The following is a 21,438-nucleotide window of genomic DNA, read 5'->3' as shown; positions in this document are numbered from 1 at the left end:
ATTGTCGACGTGTGAACGATGACGAGCCGCGGGTGCGGCGGTTCGCCTGGCAGGCGCCGCCTGGTCGCGGAGTCAGCGGCCGACCGACGCGGCGTGGGCCAGCTGGGCGTCGGCGGGTTGCGGGTGCGATCGCGCCAGGCATTCATGCAGCGCGCTTTCCCAATCCGGCAGGCGGATGCCCCAGTCGTGCTGCAGTCGGGCGCAACTGAGCCGCGAATTGAGCGGGCGGGCGGCCGCGGTCGGGTAGTCGCGGGACGGGATCGGCTCGATGCGGGCTTTCAAGCGACCTTGCTGGCGCAGCTGTTCGGCGATGCTGCAGGCGAAGCCGTACCAGGAGGTCTCGCCGCTGGCGGTGAGATGATAGAGGCCGCTGGGGCCGCCTTCGCCGGCCTGGCGTTTGCGCACGATCTCGGCCGTCGCCCGGGCGATGCTGGCCGCCCAGGTCGGTGCGCCGATCTCGTCGCTGACCACCGACAGCGCCTCGCGCTCCTGCAGCAGGCGCTGCATGGTCAGCAGGAAGTTCGTGCCGTGTTGCGAATAGACCAGCTGGTGCGCAGGATCAGGTGCTCGCCGCCAACCGCCTGGATCGCCTGTTCGCCGGCCAGCTTGCTGGCGCCATAGACGCCCAGCGGGTGCGGCGTGTCGTGCTCGGTGTAGGGTTCGGCCTTGCTGCCGTCGAACACGTAATCGCTGGAGTAGTGGATCAGCGGCACGCCGAGCCGGGCCGCCTCTTCGGCGAGCACACCGGGGCCGTGGGCGTTCACCGCGAAGGCCTGCTCGCGGTGGCTCTCGGCCGGGTCGACCGCAGTGTAGGCGGCCGCGTTGACGATCAGGTCCGGACGCAGCAGGCGCACCTGTTGGCGGATCTGTTCGGGATCGGCCAGGTCCATGGCGTTGTGCCCCAGGGCCAACGGTTTGCCGACACCGGCGAGTTCGAGCTGCAGTTCTCGGGCGAGCTGGCCTTTGCTACCGGTGATCAGGATCTTCATGGAAACAGCTCCGCCTCGCTGAGGGGCTTGCCGGCCTGGTCCTTGGCGGACAGTTGCGGTGGCTCGTCGATCGGCCATTGGATGCCGAGCGCCGGGTCGTTCCACAGCAGGCTGCGTTCGTGCTCCGGTGCATAGTAGTCGGTGGTCTTGTAGAGGAACTCGGCGCTCTCGCTGAGTACCACGAAACCGTGCGCGAAGCCTTCGGGGATCCACAGCTGGCGCTGGTTCTGCGCGCTCAGGCGGGTGCCGACCCAGCGGCCGAAGCTCGGCGAGCTCCGGCGCAGGTCGACGGCGACGTCGAACACCTCGCCGGCCACCACCCGCACCAGTTTCCCCTGCGGCTGGCGGATCTGGTAGTGCAGGCCGCGCAGCACGCCGCGCTGGGACTTGGAGTGGTTGTCCTGGACGAACTGGCGCTTGAGCCCCGTCGCCGCCTCGAAGGCGGCGGCGTTGAAGCTCTCGTAGAAGAAGCCGCGTTCGTCGCCGAAGACCTTGGGCTCGATGACGAGGACGTCGGGAATGCCGGTCTCGATCACGTTCATGCGTCTTCACCCGCCAGCTTGAACAGGTACTGGCCGTAGCCGGTCTTGCCCAGGGCATCGGCGCGGCGCAGCAGCTGCTCGCGGTCGATCCACTTGTGCTGGTAGGCGATTTCTTCCAGGCAGGCGACCTTCAGGCCCTGGCGGTGCTCGATGGTCTGCACGTACTGCGAGGCCTCCAGCAGGCTGTCGTGGGTGCCGGTGTCGAGCCAGGCGAAGCCGCGGCCGAAGCGCTCGACGTTGAGGTCGCCGCGCTCGAGGTAGGCCATGTTGACGTCGGTGATCTCCAGCTCGCCGCGCGGCGAGGGCTTGATCGACTTGGCGATCTCGATCACGTCGTTGTCGTAGAAGTACAGGCCGGTCACCGCGTAGCTGGACTTCGGCTTCTTCGGCTTCTCCTCGATGGACAGTGCCTTGCCAGTCTCGTCGAAGTCGATCACGCCGAAGCGCTCCGGGTCCTTGACCCAGTAGCCGAACACGGTGGCACCGCTCGGCTGGGCCGCGGCGCGCTGCAGCTTCTCGGTGAAGTGCTGGCCGTGGAAGATGTTGTCGCCGAGGATCAGGCACACCGAGTCGTCGCCGATGAATTCTTCACCGATCAGGAAGGCCTGGGCCAGGCCGTCCGGCGAGGGTTGTTCGGCGTAGCTGAAGCTGACGCCGAACTGGCTGCCGTCGCCCAGCAGGTTGCGGTACTGCGGCAGGTCCTGCGGGGTGGAGATGACCAGGATGTCGCGGATGCCGGCGAGCATCAGCACCGAGATCGGGTAGTAGGCCATCGGCTTGTCGTAGATCGGCAGCAGCTGCTTGGATACGCCGAGAGTGATCGGGTGCAGACGGGTGCCGGAGCCTCCGGCGAGGATGATTCCTTTCATGCGATGTTCTCCAGGGCGCCGAGGCGCTCGCGTTGATAGCTGCCGTCCTGCACGCGACGGCACCATTCGAGGTTGTCCAGGTACCACTGCACGGTCTTGCGCAGGCCGCTCTGGAAGGTTTCCTGCGGCACCCAGCCCAGCTCACGCTCGATCTTGCCGGCGTCGATGGCATAGCGCAGGTCGTGGCCCGGACGATCCTTGACGAAGGTGATCAGGTCTTCATAGCGGGCGAGGCCGGCCGGCTTGCTCGGCGCCAGCTCTTCCAGCAGCGCGCAGATGCCGCGCACCACGTCGATGTTCTTCTGCTCGTTGTGGCCGCCGATGTTGTAGGTCTCGCCGACCTCGCCTTCGCTGACCACCTTGAGCAGCGCGCGGGCGTGGTCCTCGACGAACAGCCAGTCGCGGATCTGCGAGCCGTCGCCGTAGACCGGCAGCGGCTTGCCGTCCAGCGCGTTGAGGATCACCAGCGGGATCAGCTTCTCGGGGAAGTGGAACGGCCCGTAGTTGTTCGAGCAGTTGGTCACCAGCACCGGCAGGCCGTAGGTGCGCTGCCAGGCGCGAACCAGGTGGTCCGACGAAGCCTTGCTCGCCGAATAGGGCGAGCTGGGCGCGTAGGGCGTGGTCTCGGTGAACAGGTCGTCGACGCCGTGCAGGTCGCCGTACACCTCGTCGGTGGAGATGTGGTGGAAGCGGAACGCCGCGCGGCGCTCGGCCGGCAGGCTCTGCCAGTAGGCACGGGTGGCCTCCAGCAGCTGGTAGGTGCCGACGATGTTGGTCTGGATGAATTCGGCCGGGCCGTCGATCGAGCGGTCGACGTGGGACTCGGCGGCCAGGTGCATGACGGCGTCCGGCTGGAAGTCCAGCAGCGCCTCGCTGACCCGCTCACGATCGGCGATGTCGGCCTGGAGGAACTGATAGCGCGGGTTGTCTTCCACGCTGGCCAGCGACTCGAGGTTGCCGGCATAGGTCAGCTTGTCCAGGTTGAGCACGCTGTGCTCGGTATCGAGAATGAGATGACGGATCAGCGCGGAGCCGATGAATCCGGCCCCGCCGGTAACGAGAATGCGCATAGTGATTGGGCTTCCTTGGCGCGCTGTCGAGCGTCAGGCTCTTAGCATGTCGGCACGATAGACCGGCCCCCGGTACAAAAATTCCCGGGTGTCGTGGGGCGCCGGGTGACCGTTCGGTTACCGGAGTGCATCATAGGGCACTGGCACGATGCCGGGCAGCCGGCGCGCCAGGGCGCCGGGTTGAAGATCGGCCAAGCCGCGAGGAGTGGCTTGCGCGCGCGTTCGGCGCGCAAGGTCTTGATGCCGTAACCGCTGTGCAGAGGAGAGTCCCCTTGCCCCCTATCCCCGTGCCAGGCGCCAGCCTCGATGCGGACGCAGCCGGCCAGCCGACTGGCGGCATCGCCAGCATCCTCGACCGGCTCGATGCGCTGGTCTACGTGGCCGACATGCAGACCTACGAGCTGCTGTACCTCAACGAGTACGGCCGGGCCATCTGGGGCCAGTACCAGGGCAAGACCTGCTGGCAGCTGTTGCAGGCCGAGCAGCAGGGGCCGTGCCGGTTCTGCAGCAACGCACGGCTGGTCGATCCCGTCGGGCGGCCGGCCGGTGTGCACGTCTGGGAATTCCAGAACACGGCCAATGGCAACTGGTACCAGTGCCGGGACCAGGCGATTCCCTGGACCGACGGTCGCCTGGTCCGCCTGGAAATCGCCACCGACATCACCGAGCGCAAGCGCATGGAGCAGCAACTGCACCTCGCGGTGTCGCGCGCCGAGGCCCTGGCGCGTACCGACGAACTGACCGGCCTGAACAATCGCCGGGCATTCTTCGAGCTGGGCGAGCGGGCCTTCCGGCATGATCGCCGGGCACGCTCCATGGCGGTGGTCATGTTCGATATCGATCACTTCAAGCGGGTCAACGATACCTATGGGCATGCCGCGGGTGACCGCTTGCTGCGTGCCGTGGCCGATGCCCTGCAGCCACAGGTGCGCGAGCAGGACATCTTCGGTCGGCTCGGCGGCGAGGAGTTCGCGTTGGTGCTGGCCGATGCCGATCTGCGGCAGGCGCTGGCGATCGCCGAACGCCTGCGCCTGGAGATCGAGGCGGTGGCCGTCGCCGACGGCGATCGCTCGGTACGCTGTACCGCCAGTTTCGGCGTCAGTGCCTGCAGCGATGCCAGCCGCAGCCTGGATGCGCTGCTGAGCGAGGCCGACCAGGCGCTGTTCTGTGCCAAGCGCGAAGGGCGCAATCGGGTCGTCCAGGGTTAGGCTCTGTTCCCGCCGCTAGCGCAACGACTTGCGCAAGCGCGACAGCGCGCCGACAAAGAACACCGCGCCGATCACCACCAGCGCCAGCAGCTGCGGCCAGATCACCGAAACGCCGGCGCCGCGGAAGAGGATCGCCTGGGCCAGTTCGATGAAGTGCGTGGTCGGCGCCGCCAGCATGATGTGCTGCACCAGCTCGGGCATGCTCTCGCGCGGGGTCATGCCGCCGGAGAGGATCTGCAGCGGCATCAGCGCGAGGATGATCAGCAGGCCCAGCTGCGGCATCGAGCGCGCCACGGTGCCGAAGAAGATGCCCATCGAGGTGGTGGCGAACAGGTGCAGCGCGGCGCCGCCCATGAACAGCAGCAGCGAGCCCTGGATCGGGATCTGCAGCCAGCCCTCGACGATGAAGCGCAGGGCGAAGGCCGAGGCCAGCAGCACCACCAGGCCCATCGCCCAGACCTTGGCCAGCATGATCTCGAACGGCGTCACCGGCATCACCAGCAGGTGTTCGATGGTGCCGTGCTCGCGCTCGCGGATCAGCGCGGCGCCGGTGAGGATGATCGAGAGCATGGTGATCTGGTTGATCACCTCGTTCACCGCGCCGAACCAGGCGCGCGTCAGGTTGGGGTTGAAGGCGGTACGCACCACCGCCTCGACCGGCAGTGCGCTGCCGGCGCGGTAGCGCTGGACGAAGGCGCTGACCTCGTCGTTGATGATCTGCTGGATGTGCCCGGCGCCGGTGAACGCCTGGCTGACCTGGGTGGCGTCGACGTTGAGCTGGATGGTCGGGCTGCGCCCGGCCAGCAGGTCGGCCTGGAAGTCCGGTGGAATGTTCAGGGTGAAGGTGTAGAAACCGGCGTCCATGCCGCTGTCCATCTGCCGCAGGTCGATGGCTACCGGCGGCAGGAAGTAGGGCAGCTGGAAGGCATTGAGGATGCGCCGCGAGGCCTGCGACTGGTCCTCGTCGACCACTGCCAGGGTGGCCCGGTGCGGCGCCTCGGGCAGGGCTGTGGCGGCGGTGTAGATGGCCAGGGTGAAGGCGTAGACGATCAGCACCAGCAGCGCCGGGTCGCGGTACAGGCTGCGCAGTTCCTTGAGGCCGAGCTGGAAGACGTTGCCGAGTGTGCGCATGTCATTTTTCCTGCTTGCGCAGGCCGGCGACGCTGAGCAGGGTCAGCAGCGGGATCGCCAGCAGCAAGGGGATGAAGTACCAGTAGAGGTCGGCCATGCCCAGCGCCTTGGAGAACACCCCGCGGCTGATGATCAGGAAGTGGCTGGTCGGATAGATCTGCCCGAAGAAGGCGCTGGCGCCTTCCAGCGCCGAGACCGGGTGGGTCAGCCCGGAGAACTGCACGGCCGGCAGCAGGGTGGCGATGGCGGTGCCGAAGATCGCCGCGATCTGGCTGTTGAGCACCGACGACATCAGCAGGCCCAGGCCGGTGGCGCAGGTGACGTAGAGCAGCGCGCCGATCACCAGGGTGAGCAGGCTGCCCTTGATCGGGATGCCGAAGACGAACACCGCCAGCAACACCAGGGTGGCGAAGTTGACCATGCCCAGGGCGATGTAGGGCAACTGCTTGCCGAGCAGGAATTCCAGGCGGGTCACCGGGGTGACGTAGAAGTTGGTGATCGAGCCCAGCTCCTTCTCGCGCACCACGCCGAGGGCGGTGAGCATCGCCGGGATCATCATCAGCAGGATCGGGATCATCGCCGGGACCATGGCCGGCAGGCTCTGCACGTCCGGGTTGTAGCGGTAGCGGATGGCGATGTCGGCCAGGGCGGCGCTGCTCACCCCGGCGCTGCGCGCCAGATCCTGCAGGTAGCTGGTATGCAGGCCCTGCACGTAGCCCTTGATGGTATCGGCGCGCATCGGCATGGCGCCGTCGATCCAGAACGCCACCTGCGGGATGGCGCCGCGCTTGAGGTCGCGGCCGAAGTCGGGCGGGATCTCGATGGCCAGGCTGATGTCGCCGCTGCGCAGGCGCCGGTCCAGCTCGCCGGGGCTTGCCAGCGGCGCCTTCTCGATGAAATAGCGCGAGCCGGCGATGTTCAGCGCGTAGGCCTGGCTGGTGGTGGTCTGGTCGTGGTCGAGCACCGCGTAGGTCAGGTCCTCGACGTCCAGGCTGATGCCGTAGCCCATGATGAACATCAGCAGCACGGTGCCGAGCATGGCCAGGGTGGCGCGGATCGGGTCGCGGCGCAGTTCCATGGATTCGCGGCGGGTGTAGCTGAGCAGGCGGCGCAGGCTGAAGCGCGCGCGCAGCTCGGCGCTGCTGGCGACCTTGGCCGGGCGCTCGCGCTCGGTGGCCGTCGCGGTGTCCTGCGGGCCGCTGGCGGCGCCTTCGGCCACGGCATCCTCGAGGTAGGCGATGAAGGTCTCTTCGAGGGTCGCCAGGCCGCGCTTGTCCATCAGCGCCTGCGGCGTGTCGCTGTCCAGCACGCGGCCGGCGTGCATCAGCGAGATGCGGTCGCAGCGCAGCGCCTCGTTCATGAAGTGGGTGGAGATGAAGATGGTCACGCCGTCCTCGCGCGACAGCTGCACCAGCAGTTCCCAGAAACCGTCGCGCGCCACCGGGTCGACGCCGGAGGTGGGCTCGTCGAGGATCAGCATTTCCGGCGCGTGGATCACCGCCACCGCCAGCGACAGGCGCTGGCGCACGCCCAATGGCAGCGCCTCGGGCAGGCTGTCGGCCTCGTCGACCAGCCCGAAGCGTTCGAGCATCTCGCGGATGCGCGGTTCGCGGCGCTCGGCCGGCAGGTGGAACAGCCGGGCGTGCAGGTCGAGGTTCTGCCGCACGGTCAGCTCGCTGTACAGCGAGAAGGCCTGGGACATGTAGCCGACCCGCTGGCGGGTCTGCAGGTCGTGCGGGTCCACCGGCTTGCCGAACAGCAGGGCGTAACCCTCGCTGGCCGGCAGCAGCCCGGTGAGCATCTTCATGGTGGTGGTCTTGCCGCAGCCGTTGGAGCCGAGGAAGCCGAAGATCTCGCCGCGCTCGATGCGCAGGTTGACCCGGTCCACCGCGACGAAGTCGCCGAAGCGCATGGTCAGGTCGTGGGCCTCGATGGCGATGTCGTCGCTGGCCTGGCGCGGCGGGATTGCCAGGGTGCGGTGGCGGCGGCTCTTCTCCTCCGGCAGCAGGCGGATGAACGCCTCTTCCAGGCTGTCGCTGGCGGTGCGCGCCAGCAGCTCGGCCGGCGTGCCGGTGGCGAGGATGCGCCCGGCGTCCATCGCCACCAGGTGATCGAAGCGCTGCGCCTCGTCCATGTAGGCGGTGGCCACCAGCACGCTCATCTGTGGACGATCCTGGCGGATGCGCTCGATCAGCTCCCAGAACTGGCTGCGCGACAGCGGGTCGACGCCGGTGGTCGGTTCGTCGAGGATCAGCAGGTCCGGATCGTGGATCAGCGCGCAGCACAGCCCGAGCTTCTGCTTCATGCCGCCGGACAGCTTGCCGGCCGGCCGTTCGACGAAGGGCGCCAGGCCGGTGCTGCGGGTCAGCTCGGCGATGCGCCAGTGGCGCTCGTCGGCGGCCTGGCCGAACAGGCGGCCGAAGAATTCGAGGTTCTCGAATACCGTCAGCGTCGGGTAGAGGTTCTTGCCCAGGCCCTGCGGCATGTAGGCGATGCGCGGGCACACCGCGCGGCGGTGGTGGCGGTCGCCCATGTCGCCGTCGAGCACCCGCACCTGGCCCTGCTGCAGCTTGCGCGCGCCGGCGATCAGCGCCAGCAGGCTGGACTTGCCGACGCCGTCCGGGCCGATCAGCCCGACCATGCAGCGTGCCGGCAGGTCGACGCTGAGGTCGTCCAGCGCGCGGGTCTTGCCGTATTGCAGGCTGACGCCCTGGACCTGCGCCACCGGCGCGAGCGGCTGGTTCATGGGCTGACGTTGATCTGCAGGTGGGCGGGCCACTCGGCGTCGGCGTCCAGCTTGAGGTAGGCCATGCCGGGCAGGCCGGTCTTGACCTGTTCCATGTGCTTCTTCAGCAGCTCGGGGTCGATCCGTGCCTTGACCCGGAACATCAGCTTCTCGCGCTCGCTCTCGGTCTCCACGGTCTTCGGCGTGAACTGCGCGACGCTGGCGACGTAGCTGACCCGGGCCGGGATCACGTACTGCGGCGCGGCGTCGATCACCACCCGCACCTCGGCGCCCATGGCCACGCGCCCGGCCTGGCGCTCGGGAAGGAAGAAGGTCATGTAGACGTCGGCCAGGTCGACCAGGTTGAGCAGCTTGCCGCCGGCCGCCAGGACTTCGCCCGGCTGCGCCACGCGGTATTGCACGCGCGCCACGCGGTCGGTCTTCAGTTCGCTGTCGCTGATGTCGGCCTGCAGGCGCACGACGCTGGCCTGGGCGGCTTCCAGCGCCGATTGTGCCTCGATCACCTGGGATTTCGCCGCGGCGATGCCGGCCTCGGCGGACAGCACCTGTGCCCGCGAGGCCGCCAGCGCGGCCTGGGCGCTCTGCATCGCGGCGAGGTCGTCGTCCAGTTGTTGGCGCGGCATGGCGTTGCGCGCGACCAGGGTCTCGGTGCGCTGGTGGCGCTTCTGCGCGGCGGTCAGTTCGGCGTGGCGCTGGTGCACCACGGCCTCGGCGGTGGCCTTCTCGCTCTCGCGCTGGGCGACCAGCGCCTGGGCGGTGAGGATGGCGTTCTCGGCCTGGCGCACCTGGGCGCGGGCCTGGTTGAGCTGCGCCTCCAGCACCTCGGTATCCATGCGCGCGATCACCTGGCCGGGCTGGACGAAGTCGCCCTCGTCGACGGCGATCTCGCGGATGCGCCCGCCGAGCTTGGTCGCCACGTCGATCTCGGTGGCCTCGATGCGCCCGTTACCGCTGGCGAAACCGTCGCCCAGCCCGTCGGTACGTAGCTCCGACCAGGCCAGCAGGCCAATGACGACGAGCGCAACGACCACGAGCAGAATCCGGCGGAGGTTTTTCTGTGCTGGCGCTTTCATGAACGTTCCTTATGCGGGCGCGATAGTTCGCATGCTAAGCGATCAGGCTGAAGAGTGTTTAGCCTGCGTCAATTAAAATCCCGATTTCGCACCCCGTTCGTGAGCGTTCGCCGACATAGGCGCCGCGGATAGACGATTCGCTGTGGTCATGGCGCCAGGCCAGCCTTGCAGGGGCGGGGAACACCGGACCTGTAGGAGCCGGGGGGACGCCGAGTCCTTGCCGGCGATCCACCGTAGCGCCAATGATCGCCGGCAAGCCGGCTCCTACATGATCCCCGAGGCCCGTAACGCCCCGGTAGGAGCGAGCCATGCTCGCGCACGCGGCTCTTAGCGGCTGTGGGCAGCCTGCCGCGTCCAGGCCAGCAGTTGCCGGCTCAGTTCGTCGCTGGCCTGGCCGAAGGCGCTGACCACGTTTTCCAGCTGCGCGTCGCTGCTGGGCTGGCGAATCTCGAAGCGGCGGCTGGCGAGGCTGCGCTGATCGGCGGTGGACACCAGTTGGGCATCCAGCCGAATCACCACCTGCGGTGCCCCTTCGACATACTCGCTCTGGAATGCGCGCAGGTCGCTGAGCAGCGCCAGGTCGGCCTGCAGGCCGGTCTCTTCGCTGCTCACGGCGCTCAGCTGGCCGCTTTGCCGAAAGGCTTCGATCAGCCGATCGCGCAGCAGGGTCGGCGCCGCATCGCCCCAGCGCGCACCCTGGTAGGCGCTGATCTGGTTGCCCGCCGGCACCACGGCGATGCGCGGCCCGGCGAGGATGCGGCTGGCCTGCGGGGTGTGGATGCGCAGCGTCCGCTCCAGCCGGGTCGCGTCGTCGGCGGCCGGCATGTCCCCGGCCGGCAGCAGGAACACGCGGATCGGCTCGACATCGGGCAGCAGGGTGCAGGCCGAGAGCAGGCCCAGCAGGAGCGAAAGGGCGAAAGGGCGGATCGGCACACGGCGGCTCATGGGGTGAACTCCTGGATCTTCTCGCGGCCGAGCAGGAAGCCGCTGGGGTTGTCTTCGAGGCGCTGGGTCATGCGGCGCAGGGCACCGAGGGTGCCGCGCAGTTCGTTGATCGCCGGGCCGAGGTCGTTGAAGCCCTGCAGGCCATTGGTCAGTGCACCCTGGTTGTCGGCGAGCAGGTCGTCCAGGCGCGAGGTGGCGCGCTCCAGGGCGGCCATCGACTGGCCGGCACGGGCCAGCAGCTGGCGGCCTTCGTCGTCGAGCAGGCCGTTGGCGTTGCGCGTCAGGCGGGTGATTTCCTCCAGTGCGGCGTTGGTCTGCCGGCCCAGCTGGGCGAGCTGGGTCAGCGCCTGGCTGAGGTCGCCGCGCTGCTCGGCGAGCACGCTGGTGGCTTGCTCGAGGTTGGCCAGGGTGCGGCCGATGTGCCCGGCGTTGTCTTCGGAAAGCATCAGGTTGGCGCTGCGCAGCAGGTTGTTGATGTTGCTCAGCAGGTCCTCGCCGTTTTCCAGCAGCGCGCTCAGGGGCGAGGGGTCGGCGATGATCAGCGGCAGCTCGCCGTGCTTGCCCACCAGCGGCGGGCTTTGCGGCGTGCCGCTGTGCAGCTGGATGATCATGCTGCCGGTGATGTTGGCCAACGCCAGGCGCGCCCGGGTGTCCTGCTTGATCGGGGTGCCGGTGTACACGCGGATGCGCGCGCGCACCTTGCGCGGGTCGTCCGGCTCGAGCCACAGCTGCTCGACGTCGCCGACCCGGATGCCGCTGTATTCCACCGCACTGCCGCTGGACAGGCCGCTGACCGCGCGGCTGAAGCTGATCTCGTAGTAGTTGTACTCGCGGTCCATGCTGGACTTGCCCAGCCAGAGGGCGAACAGCAGGGCGCCGCCGACCGCGAGTACGGTGAACAGGCCGATCAGCACGTGATGGGCGCGGGTTTCCATGTCAATCCTCCAGCAAGTCGGCGGCCTGTTGCGCCGCCCGGCCGCGCGGGCCGTGGAAATACGCGCGAATCCAGGCGTCGTCGGTAGCTTCCACCACCTCCAGGCGGTCGGCCACCAGCACGTGCCGGCGGGCCAGCACCGCGACCCGGTCGCAGATGGTGTAGAGCGTATCCAGATCGTGGGTGACCAGGAACACGCTGAGGCCCAGCGCGTCGCGCAGGGTCAGGATCAGCTGGTCGAAGGCCGCAGCGCCGATGGGGTCGAGGCCGGCGGTGGGCTCGTCGAGAAACAGCACTTCCGGGTCCAGCGCCAGCGCGCGGGCCAGCGCGGCACGCTTGACCATGCCGCCGGACAGTTCGTCGGGGTACTTGCAGACGGCGTCGGCCGGCAGGCCGGCCAGCGCCAGCTTCAGCCGCGCCAGGTGCTCGGCATCCTTGCGTTCGAGCCCGGCGTGTTCGATCAGCGGCAGGGCGACGTTCTCCTGCAGGTTCAGCGAGGTGAACAGCGCGCCGCGCTGGAACAGCACGCCGAAGCGCCGTTCCACCTGCGAACGGCGCTCGGGCGGCAGCTCCAGCAGGTTCTCGCCGAACACCCGGACGCTGCCGGCGTTGGGCCGGCGCAGGCCGACGATACTGCGCAGCAGCACCGACTTGCCGGTGCCGGAGCCGCCGACCACGCCGAGGATCTCGCCGCGGCGGATATCCAGGTCGAGGTTTTCGTGCACGCTCTGCTGGCCGAAGCGGTTGACCAGCCCGCGCACCTGGATCAGCGCGTCGTCCGTCACCAGCCCATCTCCATGAAGAACAGCGCGGCGATGGCGTCCAGCAGGATCACCATGAAGATCGCCTGCACCACGCTGGAGGTGGTGTGTTCGCCCACCGATTGCGCGCTGCCGCTGACCTTGAAGCCTTCCAGGCAGCCGATCACCGCGATCAGGAAGGCGAACACCGGAGCCTTGCCGAGGCCGACCAGGAAGTGGTTGATGGCGATGTCGCGCTGCATGATGGTGAAGAACATGATCGGCGAGATGTCCAGCGTCAGCGCGCAGACCGCCAGCCCGCCGGCGATGCCGCTGAGCATGCCGATGAAGGTCAGGATCGGCAGGGTGATCAGCATCGCCAGTACCCGCGGCAGCACCAGCAGTTCGATGGGGCTCAGGCCGAGGGTGCGGATCGCATCGATCTCCTCGTTGGACTTCATCGAGCCGATCTGCGCGGCGAAGGCGCTGGCGCTGCGCCCGGCCAGCAGGATCGCCGCCAGCAGCACGCCGAATTCGCGCAGGAAGGAAAAGCCCACCAGGTTGACCGTGTAGATGGTCGCGCCGAAGTCCGCCAGCACCGTGGCGCCGAGGAAGGCCACCACCGCGCCGACCAGGAAGGTCAGCAGGGCGACGATGGGGATCGCGTCGAGGCCGGTCTGCTCGATGTGTACGGTCAGCGAGGTCAGCCGCCAGCGTCGTGGGCGCGGTAGCGAAAGCGCGAGGGTCTCCAGGGTCAGGCCGATGAAGCCGAGCAGGGTGCGCTGTTGCCGCCAGAGCGTGGAAACCGCCTGGCCGATATGCGCCAGCACGTCGCAGAAGGCGTAACCCTGTACCGGCTGCGGCGCCTCGGGCCGATTCAGCGCGGCGGCGACGCTACGCAACAGCGCCAGGCGCTCGGCGGGCAACCGTGGCCCCCAGGCCTCGATCGCGGCGATGCGTTCCTGGCCCAGCAGTTCGACCAGCAGCCCGGCGCCCGCGGTATCCAGCGCACCGAGCCGGTCCAGTTCGACCTGGCTGTGCGCGTCGAGCTGCGGCAACAGGCGTTCCACCTCGCGCCGCAACGCGCCGTAGTGGGCAAGCGTCCAGTCGCCGGCGATGCGCACCAGCGGCTGCCGGGCGCTTCGGTCGAGCGTCAGGGAACCGGGAGACGTTGAGGTCATAGCGCTCATTTTCCGCAAACGGTCGCCTTGTTCCGGCAATTGGGATACTGATTGATGCTAGCAGGGCCCCGCCTGGCTAGACAGCGCACGGAAGATTTCGCCTGTGGCGCAATGATGGCAAGGCGCGCTGCCGATTACGCTGGGGCCTATCCCGATTACGTGCGCGAAGTGCGGAAGTCTGTAGGAGCGGGCCATGCCCGCGAACATTCAGTAAAAGCTTCGCGGGCATGGGCTCGGCTTCTGCACGTATCGTCTTGCCTGTGCGTCTTACAGCGCGCCGTTGCGTTCGAGCCGGTAGCTGCTGATCGCCTCGTACACGGCCTTGCGCAGGCGGTTGATGCCGCCGATGGGGCGATGTGCCGGCAGCGCGTGCCAGGGGTTGAAGGAAAGGTTGTCGCAGGCCAGGTTCTGCTCGGGGCTGTCGAAATCCTGCGGCGGCAGGCGGATGTCGGCGACCGTCTCGAAGGGTGAGATGGCTTCGTCCCACTCGATGCTGGTGTCCTCGATCGGCATGTAGTACGCGGCGTTCTGCCGCTGCACCTGCAGGGCGAAGCAGGCCGGCGCGCGGTCCAGCGACAGTTGCTGGTAGAGCGCGCTGCGCAGGAAGTTCGGCAGGTCGCGGTTCTGCTCGGGTAGCCGGTAGTCCGGGCACTGTTCCGGCGTCGGGATCACCCGGTACTTGATGTTGTGCGGGCCGAGCTTGTAGGGCGCCACCGAGCTGTAGGTGGTGGCCACCGGGCTCGCGGGGGCCGGGGCCAGCGTCTGCAGCGCGATGAACAGGTGGCGCAGCTCCCAGCTGCGCGGGTCGGCGCCCGGGAAGAACGCCAGCGCCTTCTTGCCCTGCGCCTGGGCGGCGAAGTTGCTGCGGTATTCGGCGACGTCGCGGACGAAGAACACCGGATGGTTGAACATCACGAAATCCTGCTCGCCGGCGTGGCGCGGGTCGCGGGTGAGCTTCTCGCCCGGCACGTCGAGCAGCTTGATGGCCATGCCGCGGGCATCCCTGATGCGGTCGAACTGCGGGTAGGCGTTGCCGTTGGACAGGCGTACCCAGGCCTGCCAGGTCTTGCCCGGCTCGCCGAACACGCCATGGCGCAGCTCGGGTTCCAGGTCGGCGCGCACGCTGACTTCGGCGCGCACGCAGCCGTGCGCCTTGGCATGGGCGTCGCGCAGCACACGGGTGTTCTCGCTGTGCTGCTCCACCACGGCGATGGCGTCGGCGATGATCGCCTGGGTGTCGGCCGCCTCGGTCGGCGCGATCTCCTCCTCGGTGGGCACCGGGCCGCTGTACTTCGACTGGTAATACAGCGCGCCGATGGCCCAGCCGGCCAGGCCGAACAGGGTTATGGCGAGCAGCAGGCGGCCCAGCAGCCGACCGAGCCAGAGCCAGATTCTCTTGAGCATGTCGCGATCCTTGTTCAGTTACCGGTCAGGGGCAGGTCGGGCCGGGGTTGTATGGCCGTGGCGGAATGTCTTCCAGGCGCGATTCGAAACGCGGGTCGCCCAGCACCTTGAGGTACTCGACCAGCGCCCAGCGCTCGTGCGGCGCCAGCGCCCGGCCGATCACGCCGTTGCCGCGGCAACCGGCGCGGAATTCGTGGCCGCGGTTGCTGTTGCCGGTGATCGTGGTATCGAGCAGGAAGCCGCCGGCGAAGCGTTCGGTGCGGATGCCGGCGTGGCGCGGATCGTATTCGCGGCTGCCGGCCCAGAATTGCGTCTGGCGCTCGGCGACCGGCGACAGCAGTTCGAACAGGTTCGCCACCGAGCCGTTGTGCAGGAACGGCGGCGTCGCCCAGATGCCGTCGAGCGGGCGCGCCTTGTAGCCGCGCAGTTCCTGCACGCCGATCGGCAGGCCGAAGCCGTCGAATGCGGCGCGCTCGGCCTGGCCGATACCCGCCTCGCGATAGGCGCGCTCCTCGACGTAGGCGGTGATGTAGGCCAGGCCCTTGGCGCTGGACAGGCGGCTCAGGTCCAGCGGGCCGGCCGGTGCGCCGTAGAGCTGCACGTCCAGCCGGTCGAGTTCGTCCTGGGTCCAGCCCAGGCGGGTCAGGTCGAAACGGTGATCGGCGATATTGTCGGCGGTGGTCGGGTCGGTGCCGACCACCGCGGTGGGGATCACCTTCATCCGCCATTCGGGATCGCGCTCCGGTGCGAAGCGCTGGTCGACCGGCTTCGGATCGGGGGCGTGGCAGCGGGCACAGTTCTCCCGGTACAGCGCGCGGCCGAGGCTCGCCTGTTCCAGGTCGATCCGGCCCAGGACTTCCTCCGGCCAGCGGGGCGGCGCCAGCTGCATCAGCGTGGTTTCCAGCGTGTGCAGGTCGCGCACCCGCACGCCGGAGGCGTAGCGTTCGGCCTCGGCAACCGGCTGGCCATTCTCGTGCAGCAACTGCAGCGTCGCCCCGACGCCCAGTGCCTCGCCGATATTGCGCGCCATCGGCTGCATGGCCGAGCCGTTCCACTGCACCCAGTCGAATTTCCAGATGTCCCACAGGTGCGGATAGCTCACCGGACCGTTGGCCACGCGATAGTTGGCCGGATCGATGGCATCGCCGAATACGCCGTTGGCGATGCGCCCGAAGGCATCGGTGCGGCCGAATCCCTCTTCGGTCGGGTACAACCCGCGGTGCCAGTCGTTGTAGGCGGTGGCGAGCAGGCGGTCGAGCACCTGCTTGAAGTCATGGCGCAGCTGGTCGCGGCCCTGCTCGTAGTCGTCGCCCAGCACCTCGTGGGCGAAGCGGCGGAACTTGAACGGGTTGTAGTAGGTGAAGGCCATGCTCATGCCGAGCGCCTGGCCGAACGCGCCACCGCGCAGGGTCGGCACGGTCGAGGCCAGCGAATGCATGGCCGCGCCGCCATCGATACGCACCGCCTGGCCGTTGTAGCGCAGCTCGCCGGTATGGCAGGCCGCGCAAGTCACGTCCAGATAGGTGCGGCCGGTTTCGTCGTCTTCATGGCGGGCGAAGCCGACCGGCAGGTTGCCCGGGTTCAGCGCGGTAGGTTGCTGGCCGGGATCGACCAGGAAGCCGAAACGCGCCAGGTACTCGGGCGCGGCGAACCTGTCGCGGCCGAAGGGCAGCTCCAGTGCGAGGAACCAGTCGTATTCCAGCCCTTTTACCTGCGTACCCTGCGGCGTGTAGTAGTAGGTCTGCCGCTGCGCATCGTCCCACTGCTCCAGATAATGCAGCGCCTCGGGTGCCTCGTAGTCCGGCAGGTTCGGATAGGCCACGAAATAAAGCCCCACACCCACCGCCAGCACGGCCAGCAGCAAGAGCCCCCGCAGAGCCTTTTTCAGCAGTCGCATCGGTATATCCTTGTAGCGTTATGGCAGATGCGGCTTTATGGCAGGGTCGAGGGTTAATGGCAATACGCTATCGCTTGTTTTGCGATAACAGGCATTAGCGTGAGCACAGCCTTAGCCAATTTACTTCAAGATCAAGCAAACTGCTTTTTCGATTATGGCTCGCATCCCTCATATGTCAGGAGAGATTCGGTTCAAATAATTCGCCCTGTCGTCACTCATCCTTGAAATGCAATTATTGATCGTTACCTGGTAAGCTTCTGCGGCTTCCTCTATTTCAAAAGCTTCAAGCCTGCAATCGGCGTCTCGCAGATCAATCCACTCTCGCTGCGCCGCCCTTAGAAGGAAAATATATTGATCTGCCAGCAGAGGTGATTTTTCGTACTGTTGCCTGATGCGATTCAAAGTAGCCTTGTAAGATGAATTGAGAAGCTTGTCTGATTGGTCTTTTTTATATCGTGCGCATTGTGCTATCTGGGAAGATATTTCAATTTCTTCACATGGATCTCTAATAGCATCGCTAAATGCTGGTGATGCAAAAGAAATGAAGAGAAATATAACTATTCTTCGGATATTGAACATTTATTTGTTCCTGAGGTAGCGAGCTCTATTTCGCCCTAGTTCGTACTGACTAATAGCAGGTGTATTCTCTATATAGCGTATTAATTCTTCCTTATTATTTCTCATCCCAGCTTTCATTGGATTTGGCCCCTTGGTGAAGCCTTGGTACACAAAGTCTACCAGCACATCCCTAATGGCTTGGTCAAGGGTACTCCATTCGGTTCTATCCGGCTCGCTCGCAGTCCAGTGATTGTAGTTTTTAACAGTGCGTTCTACGTAATCTGGATAGATAGTATTGAAGAGAGCTATTTCCTGCTCGGGGGGTATTTCCCCAATATTTGTCTTATTCTCTCTTACAAATTGCTCAGCAATCGTGCCTTTCTTTCCATGCGCCTGAGCAATCTTGGTTGCCTGATAATGCTCGATTCCGGCATTCTTCATATGGTTGTAGATTTCTAATTCGCTCCGGGATCCCATATCATAACCGCGACCGAGAGTGACTCCCGATAGATCGTTTCCAGGCCAGTGAACGACCCGGCTGAAGAACGGGGGCGCGGGAATATTATTCCCTTCAGCGTCAAATGTTATGTGTCCTTCTTTAATTCTGCGGCAACCTTCCCCACTGTACTGAACGCCCCGATAAGAGCGAGCGGTTGCAGATGCCATGCTTTTCCATCCGGGAAAAAAGAGACAGATTTATTTGTCGGGCAAGTCTGGCTAATCCAAAAAACAAATCTGCCCCACTCCCACCCCTTTTTTTTCTTAGCCATGGCGGATTTTATTTTCCTTCAGTTAACGGCTCAACAATCCTTTCTACTACCTGGCCATTATCATAAGATTCAAAGTAACTATAGCCATCTCCGGTGGCAGGGTCACAATATGTGCCTTTTATAGAGATAAGCTCTAACGAGTTATTGCTGATTTTGTACTGCTCGCTCCAACGATCGCATGCACTAGAGGAGAAGCATTCGCCCGAAATTAATTTTTTATCAGTATCTATCTTGAGGCATGGGATGTCGCTTAGGGCTTGATTTTTTTTGTAAGTCTTATCTGATCTGTCAAATATGAAAACTGACGACGCTCTAACTCGCCCTGTACGTTGGTGCTCAACTAAAATATCAGGCTCTTCGTCAAAATTAACATCCACGCAGCTAATACTGCTTTCTTCGAAATAGCCTTCGCTCAGTACTTCTTCTGCTCGAGCGCTTGAAATGCATAGCATGCCGTTATTGCATTTGTGTACTTCAAACTGCTGCCCGTCAGAGATACATTGAATTGCGAGAGAGCTTTGAGTTGAAAATATTAATACTGTAAAAATCAAATAGTTCTTCACGGTAATTGTCTTTTCATTATAGAAGGAAATAAAATAATGTCGCCATTTTCAGGAGGATGATGCTCGGATAAAGTAAGTAAGCAACTGGAGAAGACTACGCGCCGTGGTATTAATCCTTTAACCACCCACGTGCCTACAGGGTTTCCAGTATTAACCCCACGGGTAACAGGTTCCAGCTGTGGGCAAACATAATAATTAACATCACTCAGTGCTGCCAAACATTGCCTTTGTGGGTAGCTATAGTTAGTGCAAATATTTTTCAGCTCTTGGATGTCTGAAGTGACTCAGTGAATCATTCATACGTAGTAGCTGTCTGGTTAAGGTGCTGTTCAATCTACATCATACAAACTTCCATAATGACCAGATTTTTAGTATTTCAGAGACAATGATCAGCGCTAGAAATATCAGGCCATAGCCAGGTAGTAACTGCGCGGCAAACAATAATACCGAGAGTGAGGGCATAAGAAAAAAAAGACGAAAAGGAGTCTGTATGTAAGCAAGGTATTTCACCCAGCCTTTTTGTAACAGGAATATCAGGCATGAAAGAATGATCGAAAACTGTAACAGCCACGATAGCAAGGCCGTGACTAGATTAACTCCACCCTGTTGCTCCAGTAGAGTGATGCTCGCACTGAGGTCGCTGAAATAAGGTATACGCTCACCCAGCCAGCTATTGACGCAATACCAAATTATGTAAAAGGCGTCCAATATTCCCCAAAAGAGAAAGACTGCGTTTCGTTTACCGATTGTTGCTTCTGCCTTCATGGTTAGGGTGCCTTTCGTTCATAAACGGTATTAGCGATTACTGGCTGCCAGTGCCAGGATTTGCCCGATATCTGCCAATTATCAGTTCCTTCAAGAAAATGCTGAGCAATAGTTCGCCGCTTGCCATAAGTATGAATAGCCGAGCCTTCCGCCAAGTGCTGTTCATTTTCATCCAGAGTTTGCCAAACTTGGACAATATTGCGAGTGGTGTTCTGGTAATCCTTGCCATCTGAGCCAAAGACCCGCCCTTCGTCACCAAGCGAGCCCAAGCGGTTCATGAGCATTTTTAATGAGTTACTTACACCGTCGTAGTCAACTTCTTGCGTGACCCATTTGCCAGGGCCGTTTTGGATATGTGTTGTCGTGGCAGTGATATCAGATAATGTCGAGGCAATAGAAGTTGGAGAGTTATTAGAGGGCGCGGTCGATGTATGTGATTGGAGCAGGCTATTATCTTTCTCGAAAGCTGAAGAATCCTGATTGCCACTTGCGCTAATATAGAGTGCTTTAGGAGTAATTTGCGGCCGAGAACTGGTTGATGTGAGTTGAGTTTTCTTACCTGAGCTATCTGCGTCTGCCATTCCAGGCAATACTGGCGACTTGGCCGAGCTCCCGGAGCCCGTGCCCGGCGCGCCGCCGGCATTGATCCGCGCCAGCGGGCCGCCGAGGGTGATGCCGCCGGCGTCGAGCTTGATGAAGCTGCCGCCCGCCGCGAGGGTGAGTTCGCTGCCGGCCTCGATGACCATCTTCTGGCCGGCCTTGAGGTGGATTTCGCGGCCGGCTTTTAGCGCCTGGCTATGGCCGAGCCTGATGTGTTGTGCCTGGCCGATGCTGAGGTGGTCGTCGGGCTTGATCTCCACCTTGCGATCGGCGGCGACGGTCAGGTGTTCCTCGGCCTGGAATTCGCTGTAGCTGTTGGCTTCGACGCTGTCGTGGCGTTCGTGGCCGACGCGGATCTTCTGGTCGTGCTCGATGTTCTGGTCCCAGTCGCGCTGGGCATGGAGGTAGATCTGCTCGGCGCCTTTGCGGTCCTCGATGCGCAGTTCGTTATAGCCGTCGCCGCCCGGCGAGCTGAGGGTCTTGAACACCGATCGGGTCTTGTGCGCCGGCAGCTCATAGGGTGCGACGTGCTCGGCGTGGTAGAGGCAGCCGGTGACCAGTGGCTGGTCGGGGTCGCCTTCGAGGAAGGTGACCAGCACTTCCATGCCCACCCGCGGGATGGCGACGCCGCCGTAGCGGTCGCCGGCCCAGCTGCTGGAGACGCGCAGCCAGCAGCTGCTCTTGTCGTCGCGTGCGCCTTCGCGATCCCAGTGGAATTGGACCTTCACGCGGCCGTGCGGGTCGCAGTGGATTTCCTCGCCGGCCGGGCCGGTGACCACGGCGGTCTGGCTGCCGAGGATTTTCGGTTTCGGGTGTTTCAGGGGCGGGCGGTAGGGGATGTCCCAGGGTGTGGCGAGGAAGCGGTTGCGGTAGCCCTGCTGGAAGCCGTCGTCTGGCTGGGTATCGCTGGGCGTCGACTCTTCCAGTACCTGCGGCTGGCGGCCCTGGTGGTGGATTTCGGTCAACAACCAGAGGTCGTTCCACTCCCGCCGCGGATGTTCGGAAATTTCCAGTAGATGACCGCTGACCAGCAAAGGCTGGTCGCTGTGGCCTTCGGCCCGTTGGTAGTCGTGACAGTGGCGCTCCAGGCTGCGCTGCGCCAGGTGCCTGCCACGGCTGCGCTCGGTGAAGCGGCCGGGGTAGTCGTAGTCTTCCAGGTCCGGCAGCGGGCTGGCATCCGCCGCCTGCTCGCCGTGGTAGGCGGCTTGCATGCGCAGGCGCGGTTGCTCGAAGTCGTAGTCGCGGCGGCTGACGCGGCTGGTGCGGGTTTCCAGGCGCAGGCCGAAGCGCCTGATCACCGGCTCGTCGGCGCTCATGCCGCTGTCCTGCAGGTAGGCGGTGGGCCGGCCGAGCCTGGCGAAGCTGGTCTGGTCGTCGCCGAAGACCAGCACATGACCCTGGCGGTCGTGCTCGAAGTGGTAGTGGATGCCTTCTTCCTCGCACAGGCGCTGGA

Annotated in this window: 17 protein-coding genes and 2 pseudogenes; 1 reads left to right on the top strand and 18 read right to left on the bottom strand. The window is 64.5% G+C overall.

Going from position 1 to position 21,438, the window contains the following annotated elements:
• Positions 1–72 precede the first annotated feature (72 nt).
• The 4 genes and pseudogenes from rfbD to rfbB form a co-directional block, all read right to left on the bottom strand.
• Positions 73–989 (bottom strand): annotated as a pseudogene (rfbD, locus tag BAY1663_RS15570) (dTDP-4-dehydrorhamnose reductase).
• The gene (rfbC, locus tag BAY1663_RS15565; RefSeq protein ID WP_037042459.1) at positions 986–1,531 is read right to left on the bottom strand and encodes a dTDP-4-dehydrorhamnose 3,5-epimerase; all 546 of its coding nucleotides are present in this window, start codon (positions 1,529–1,531) and stop codon (positions 986–988) included. Before rfbC ends, rfbD begins: the two are co-directional and overlap by 4 nt.
• The gene (rfbA, locus tag BAY1663_RS15560; RefSeq protein ID WP_037042457.1) at positions 1,528–2,400 is read right to left on the bottom strand and encodes a glucose-1-phosphate thymidylyltransferase RfbA; all 873 of its coding nucleotides are present in this window, start codon (positions 2,398–2,400) and stop codon (positions 1,528–1,530) included. Before rfbA ends, rfbC begins: the two co-directional genes overlap by 4 nt.
• The gene (gene rfbB, locus BAY1663_RS15555) at positions 2,397–3,470 is read right to left on the bottom strand and encodes a dTDP-glucose 4,6-dehydratase (RefSeq protein ID WP_037042455.1); all 1,074 of its coding nucleotides are present in this window, start codon (positions 3,468–3,470) and stop codon (positions 2,397–2,399) included. The genes rfbA and rfbB overlap by 4 nt, the downstream gene beginning before the upstream one ends.
• Before the next feature lie 272 nt (positions 3,471–3,742).
• On the opposite strand from rfbB, the gene BAY1663_RS15550 reads away from it, so the two are divergent.
• Positions 3,743–4,678: a GGDEF domain-containing protein gene (locus BAY1663_RS15550; RefSeq protein ID WP_037042453.1), complete on the top strand. Its 936-nt coding sequence runs from the start codon at positions 3,743–3,745 to the stop codon at positions 4,676–4,678.
• Positions 4,679–4,693: 15 nt separating this feature from the next.
• Here the strand turns inward: BAY1663_RS15550 and BAY1663_RS15545 are convergent, their stop codons facing one another.
• The 14 genes and pseudogenes from BAY1663_RS15545 to tssI all read right to left on the bottom strand — a co-directional run.
• Entirely contained in the window at positions 4,694–5,809 is a 1,116-nt protein-coding gene (locus BAY1663_RS15545) for an ABC transporter permease (protein ID WP_037042451.1), read from the bottom strand.
• Position 5,810: 1 nt separating this feature from the next.
• Entirely contained in the window at positions 5,811–8,555 is a 2,745-nt protein-coding gene (gene rbbA, locus BAY1663_RS15540) for a ribosome-associated ATPase/putative transporter RbbA (protein ID WP_037042450.1), read from the bottom strand.
• Positions 8,552–9,628 (bottom strand): HlyD family secretion protein, encoded by a 1,077-nt coding sequence (locus BAY1663_RS15535; protein WP_037042448.1) that lies wholly within the window; start codon positions 9,626–9,628, stop codon positions 8,552–8,554. The genes rbbA and BAY1663_RS15535 overlap by 4 nt, the downstream gene beginning before the upstream one ends.
• Before the next feature lie 327 nt (positions 9,629–9,955).
• Complete coding sequence (locus BAY1663_RS15530; protein ID WP_037042447.1) at positions 9,956–10,573, bottom strand: ABC-type transport auxiliary lipoprotein family protein; 618 nt, start codon at positions 10,571–10,573, stop codon at positions 9,956–9,958.
• Positions 10,570–11,508: an MlaD family protein gene (locus tag BAY1663_RS15525; RefSeq protein ID WP_037042446.1), complete on the bottom strand. Its 939-nt coding sequence runs from the start codon at positions 11,506–11,508 to the stop codon at positions 10,570–10,572. Before BAY1663_RS15525 ends, BAY1663_RS15530 begins: the two co-directional genes overlap by 4 nt.
• 1 nt (position 11,509) lies before the next feature.
• Positions 11,510–12,295, bottom strand: a complete 786-nt coding sequence (locus tag BAY1663_RS15520; RefSeq protein WP_037042444.1) for an ABC transporter ATP-binding protein — start codon at positions 12,293–12,295, stop codon at positions 11,510–11,512.
• Complete coding sequence (locus BAY1663_RS15515) at positions 12,289–13,428, bottom strand: ABC transporter permease (protein WP_051497168.1); 1,140 nt, start codon at positions 13,426–13,428, stop codon at positions 12,289–12,291. The genes BAY1663_RS15520 and BAY1663_RS15515 overlap by 7 nt, the downstream gene beginning before the upstream one ends.
• A 267-nt stretch (positions 13,429–13,695) precedes the next feature.
• Positions 13,696–14,832: a catalase family protein gene (locus BAY1663_RS15510; protein ID WP_037042440.1), complete on the bottom strand. Its 1,137-nt coding sequence runs from the start codon at positions 14,830–14,832 to the stop codon at positions 13,696–13,698.
• A 25-nt stretch (positions 14,833–14,857) separates the two neighbouring features.
• Positions 14,858–16,729: a cytochrome c gene (locus BAY1663_RS15505; RefSeq protein ID WP_037042438.1), complete on the bottom strand. Its 1,872-nt coding sequence runs from the start codon at positions 16,727–16,729 to the stop codon at positions 14,858–14,860.
• Between the two features lie 168 nt (positions 16,730–16,897).
• Positions 16,898–17,308 carry a lysozyme inhibitor LprI family protein gene (locus BAY1663_RS23965; protein WP_128576328.1) on the bottom strand — a complete coding sequence of 137 codons (411 nt, stop codon included), beginning with the start codon at positions 17,306–17,308 and terminating at the stop codon, positions 16,898–16,900.
• Complete coding sequence (locus BAY1663_RS23960; RefSeq protein WP_256206813.1) at positions 17,309–17,953, bottom strand: pesticin C-terminus-like muramidase; 645 nt, start codon at positions 17,951–17,953, stop codon at positions 17,309–17,311. It abuts the gene before it with no gap.
• Positions 17,954–18,065: 112 nt separating this feature from the next.
• Entirely contained in the window at positions 18,066–18,620 is a 555-nt protein-coding gene (locus BAY1663_RS23955; protein ID WP_128576326.1) for a hypothetical protein, read from the bottom strand.
• 339 nt (positions 18,621–18,959) lie between these two features.
• The gene (locus BAY1663_RS15495; RefSeq protein WP_051497167.1) at positions 18,960–19,385 is read right to left on the bottom strand and encodes a hypothetical protein; all 426 of its coding nucleotides are present in this window, start codon (positions 19,383–19,385) and stop codon (positions 18,960–18,962) included.
• Between the two features lie 557 nt (positions 19,386–19,942).
• Positions 19,943–21,438: pseudogene (gene tssI, locus BAY1663_RS15490) on the bottom strand (type VI secretion system tip protein TssI/VgrG); the annotation flags it as partial.

Source organism: Pseudomonas sp. BAY1663 (assembly GCF_000582595.1).
GTDB lineage: Bacteria > Pseudomonadota > Gammaproteobacteria > Pseudomonadales > Pseudomonadaceae > Stutzerimonas > Stutzerimonas stutzeri_AF.
The sequence above is the reverse complement of the archived record's forward strand: the minus strand, read 5'-3'. Positions and strand labels throughout refer to the sequence as shown.

Excerpts from the sequence above, each read along its gene's own strand:
- BAY1663_RS15545 (WP_037042451.1), bottom strand. The coding sequence starts at position 5,809 with ATGCGCACACTCGGCAACGTCTTCCAGCTCGGCCTCAAGGAACTGCGC.
- rfbC (WP_037042459.1), bottom strand. The coding sequence starts at position 1,531 with ATGAACGTGATCGAGACCGGCATTCCCGACGTCCTCGTCATCGAGCCC.
- BAY1663_RS15510 (WP_037042440.1), bottom strand. The coding sequence starts at position 14,832 with ATGCTCAAGAGAATCTGGCTCTGGCTCGGTCGGCTGCTGGGCCGCCTG.
- BAY1663_RS15505 (WP_037042438.1), bottom strand. The coding sequence starts at position 16,729 with ATGCGACTGCTGAAAAAGGCTCTGCGGGGGCTCTTGCTGCTGGCCGTG.
- BAY1663_RS15525 (WP_037042446.1), bottom strand. The coding sequence starts at position 11,508 with ATGGAAACCCGCGCCCATCACGTGCTGATCGGCCTGTTCACCGTACTC.
- BAY1663_RS23960 (WP_256206813.1), bottom strand. The coding sequence starts at position 17,953 with ATGGCATCTGCAACCGCTCGCTCTTATCGGGGCGTTCAGTACAGTGGG.
- BAY1663_RS15535 (WP_037042448.1), bottom strand. The coding sequence starts at position 9,628 with ATGAAAGCGCCAGCACAGAAAAACCTCCGCCGGATTCTGCTCGTGGTC.
- rfbA (WP_037042457.1), bottom strand. The coding sequence starts at position 2,400 with ATGAAAGGAATCATCCTCGCCGGAGGCTCCGGCACCCGTCTGCACCCG.
- BAY1663_RS15530 (WP_037042447.1), bottom strand. The coding sequence starts at position 10,573 with ATGAGCCGCCGTGTGCCGATCCGCCCTTTCGCCCTTTCGCTCCTGCTG.
- rbbA (WP_037042450.1), bottom strand. The coding sequence starts at position 8,555 with ATGAACCAGCCGCTCGCGCCGGTGGCGCAGGTCCAGGGCGTCAGCCTG.
- BAY1663_RS15515 (WP_051497168.1), bottom strand. The coding sequence starts at position 13,428 with ATGACCTCAACGTCTCCCGGTTCCCTGACGCTCGACCGAAGCGCCCGG.
- rfbB (WP_037042455.1), bottom strand. The coding sequence starts at position 3,470 with ATGCGCATTCTCGTTACCGGCGGGGCCGGATTCATCGGCTCCGCGCTG.
- BAY1663_RS23965 (WP_128576328.1), bottom strand. The coding sequence starts at position 17,308 with ATGTTCAATATCCGAAGAATAGTTATATTTCTCTTCATTTCTTTTGCA.
- BAY1663_RS15495 (WP_051497167.1), bottom strand. The coding sequence starts at position 19,385 with ATGAAGGCAGAAGCAACAATCGGTAAACGAAACGCAGTCTTTCTCTTT.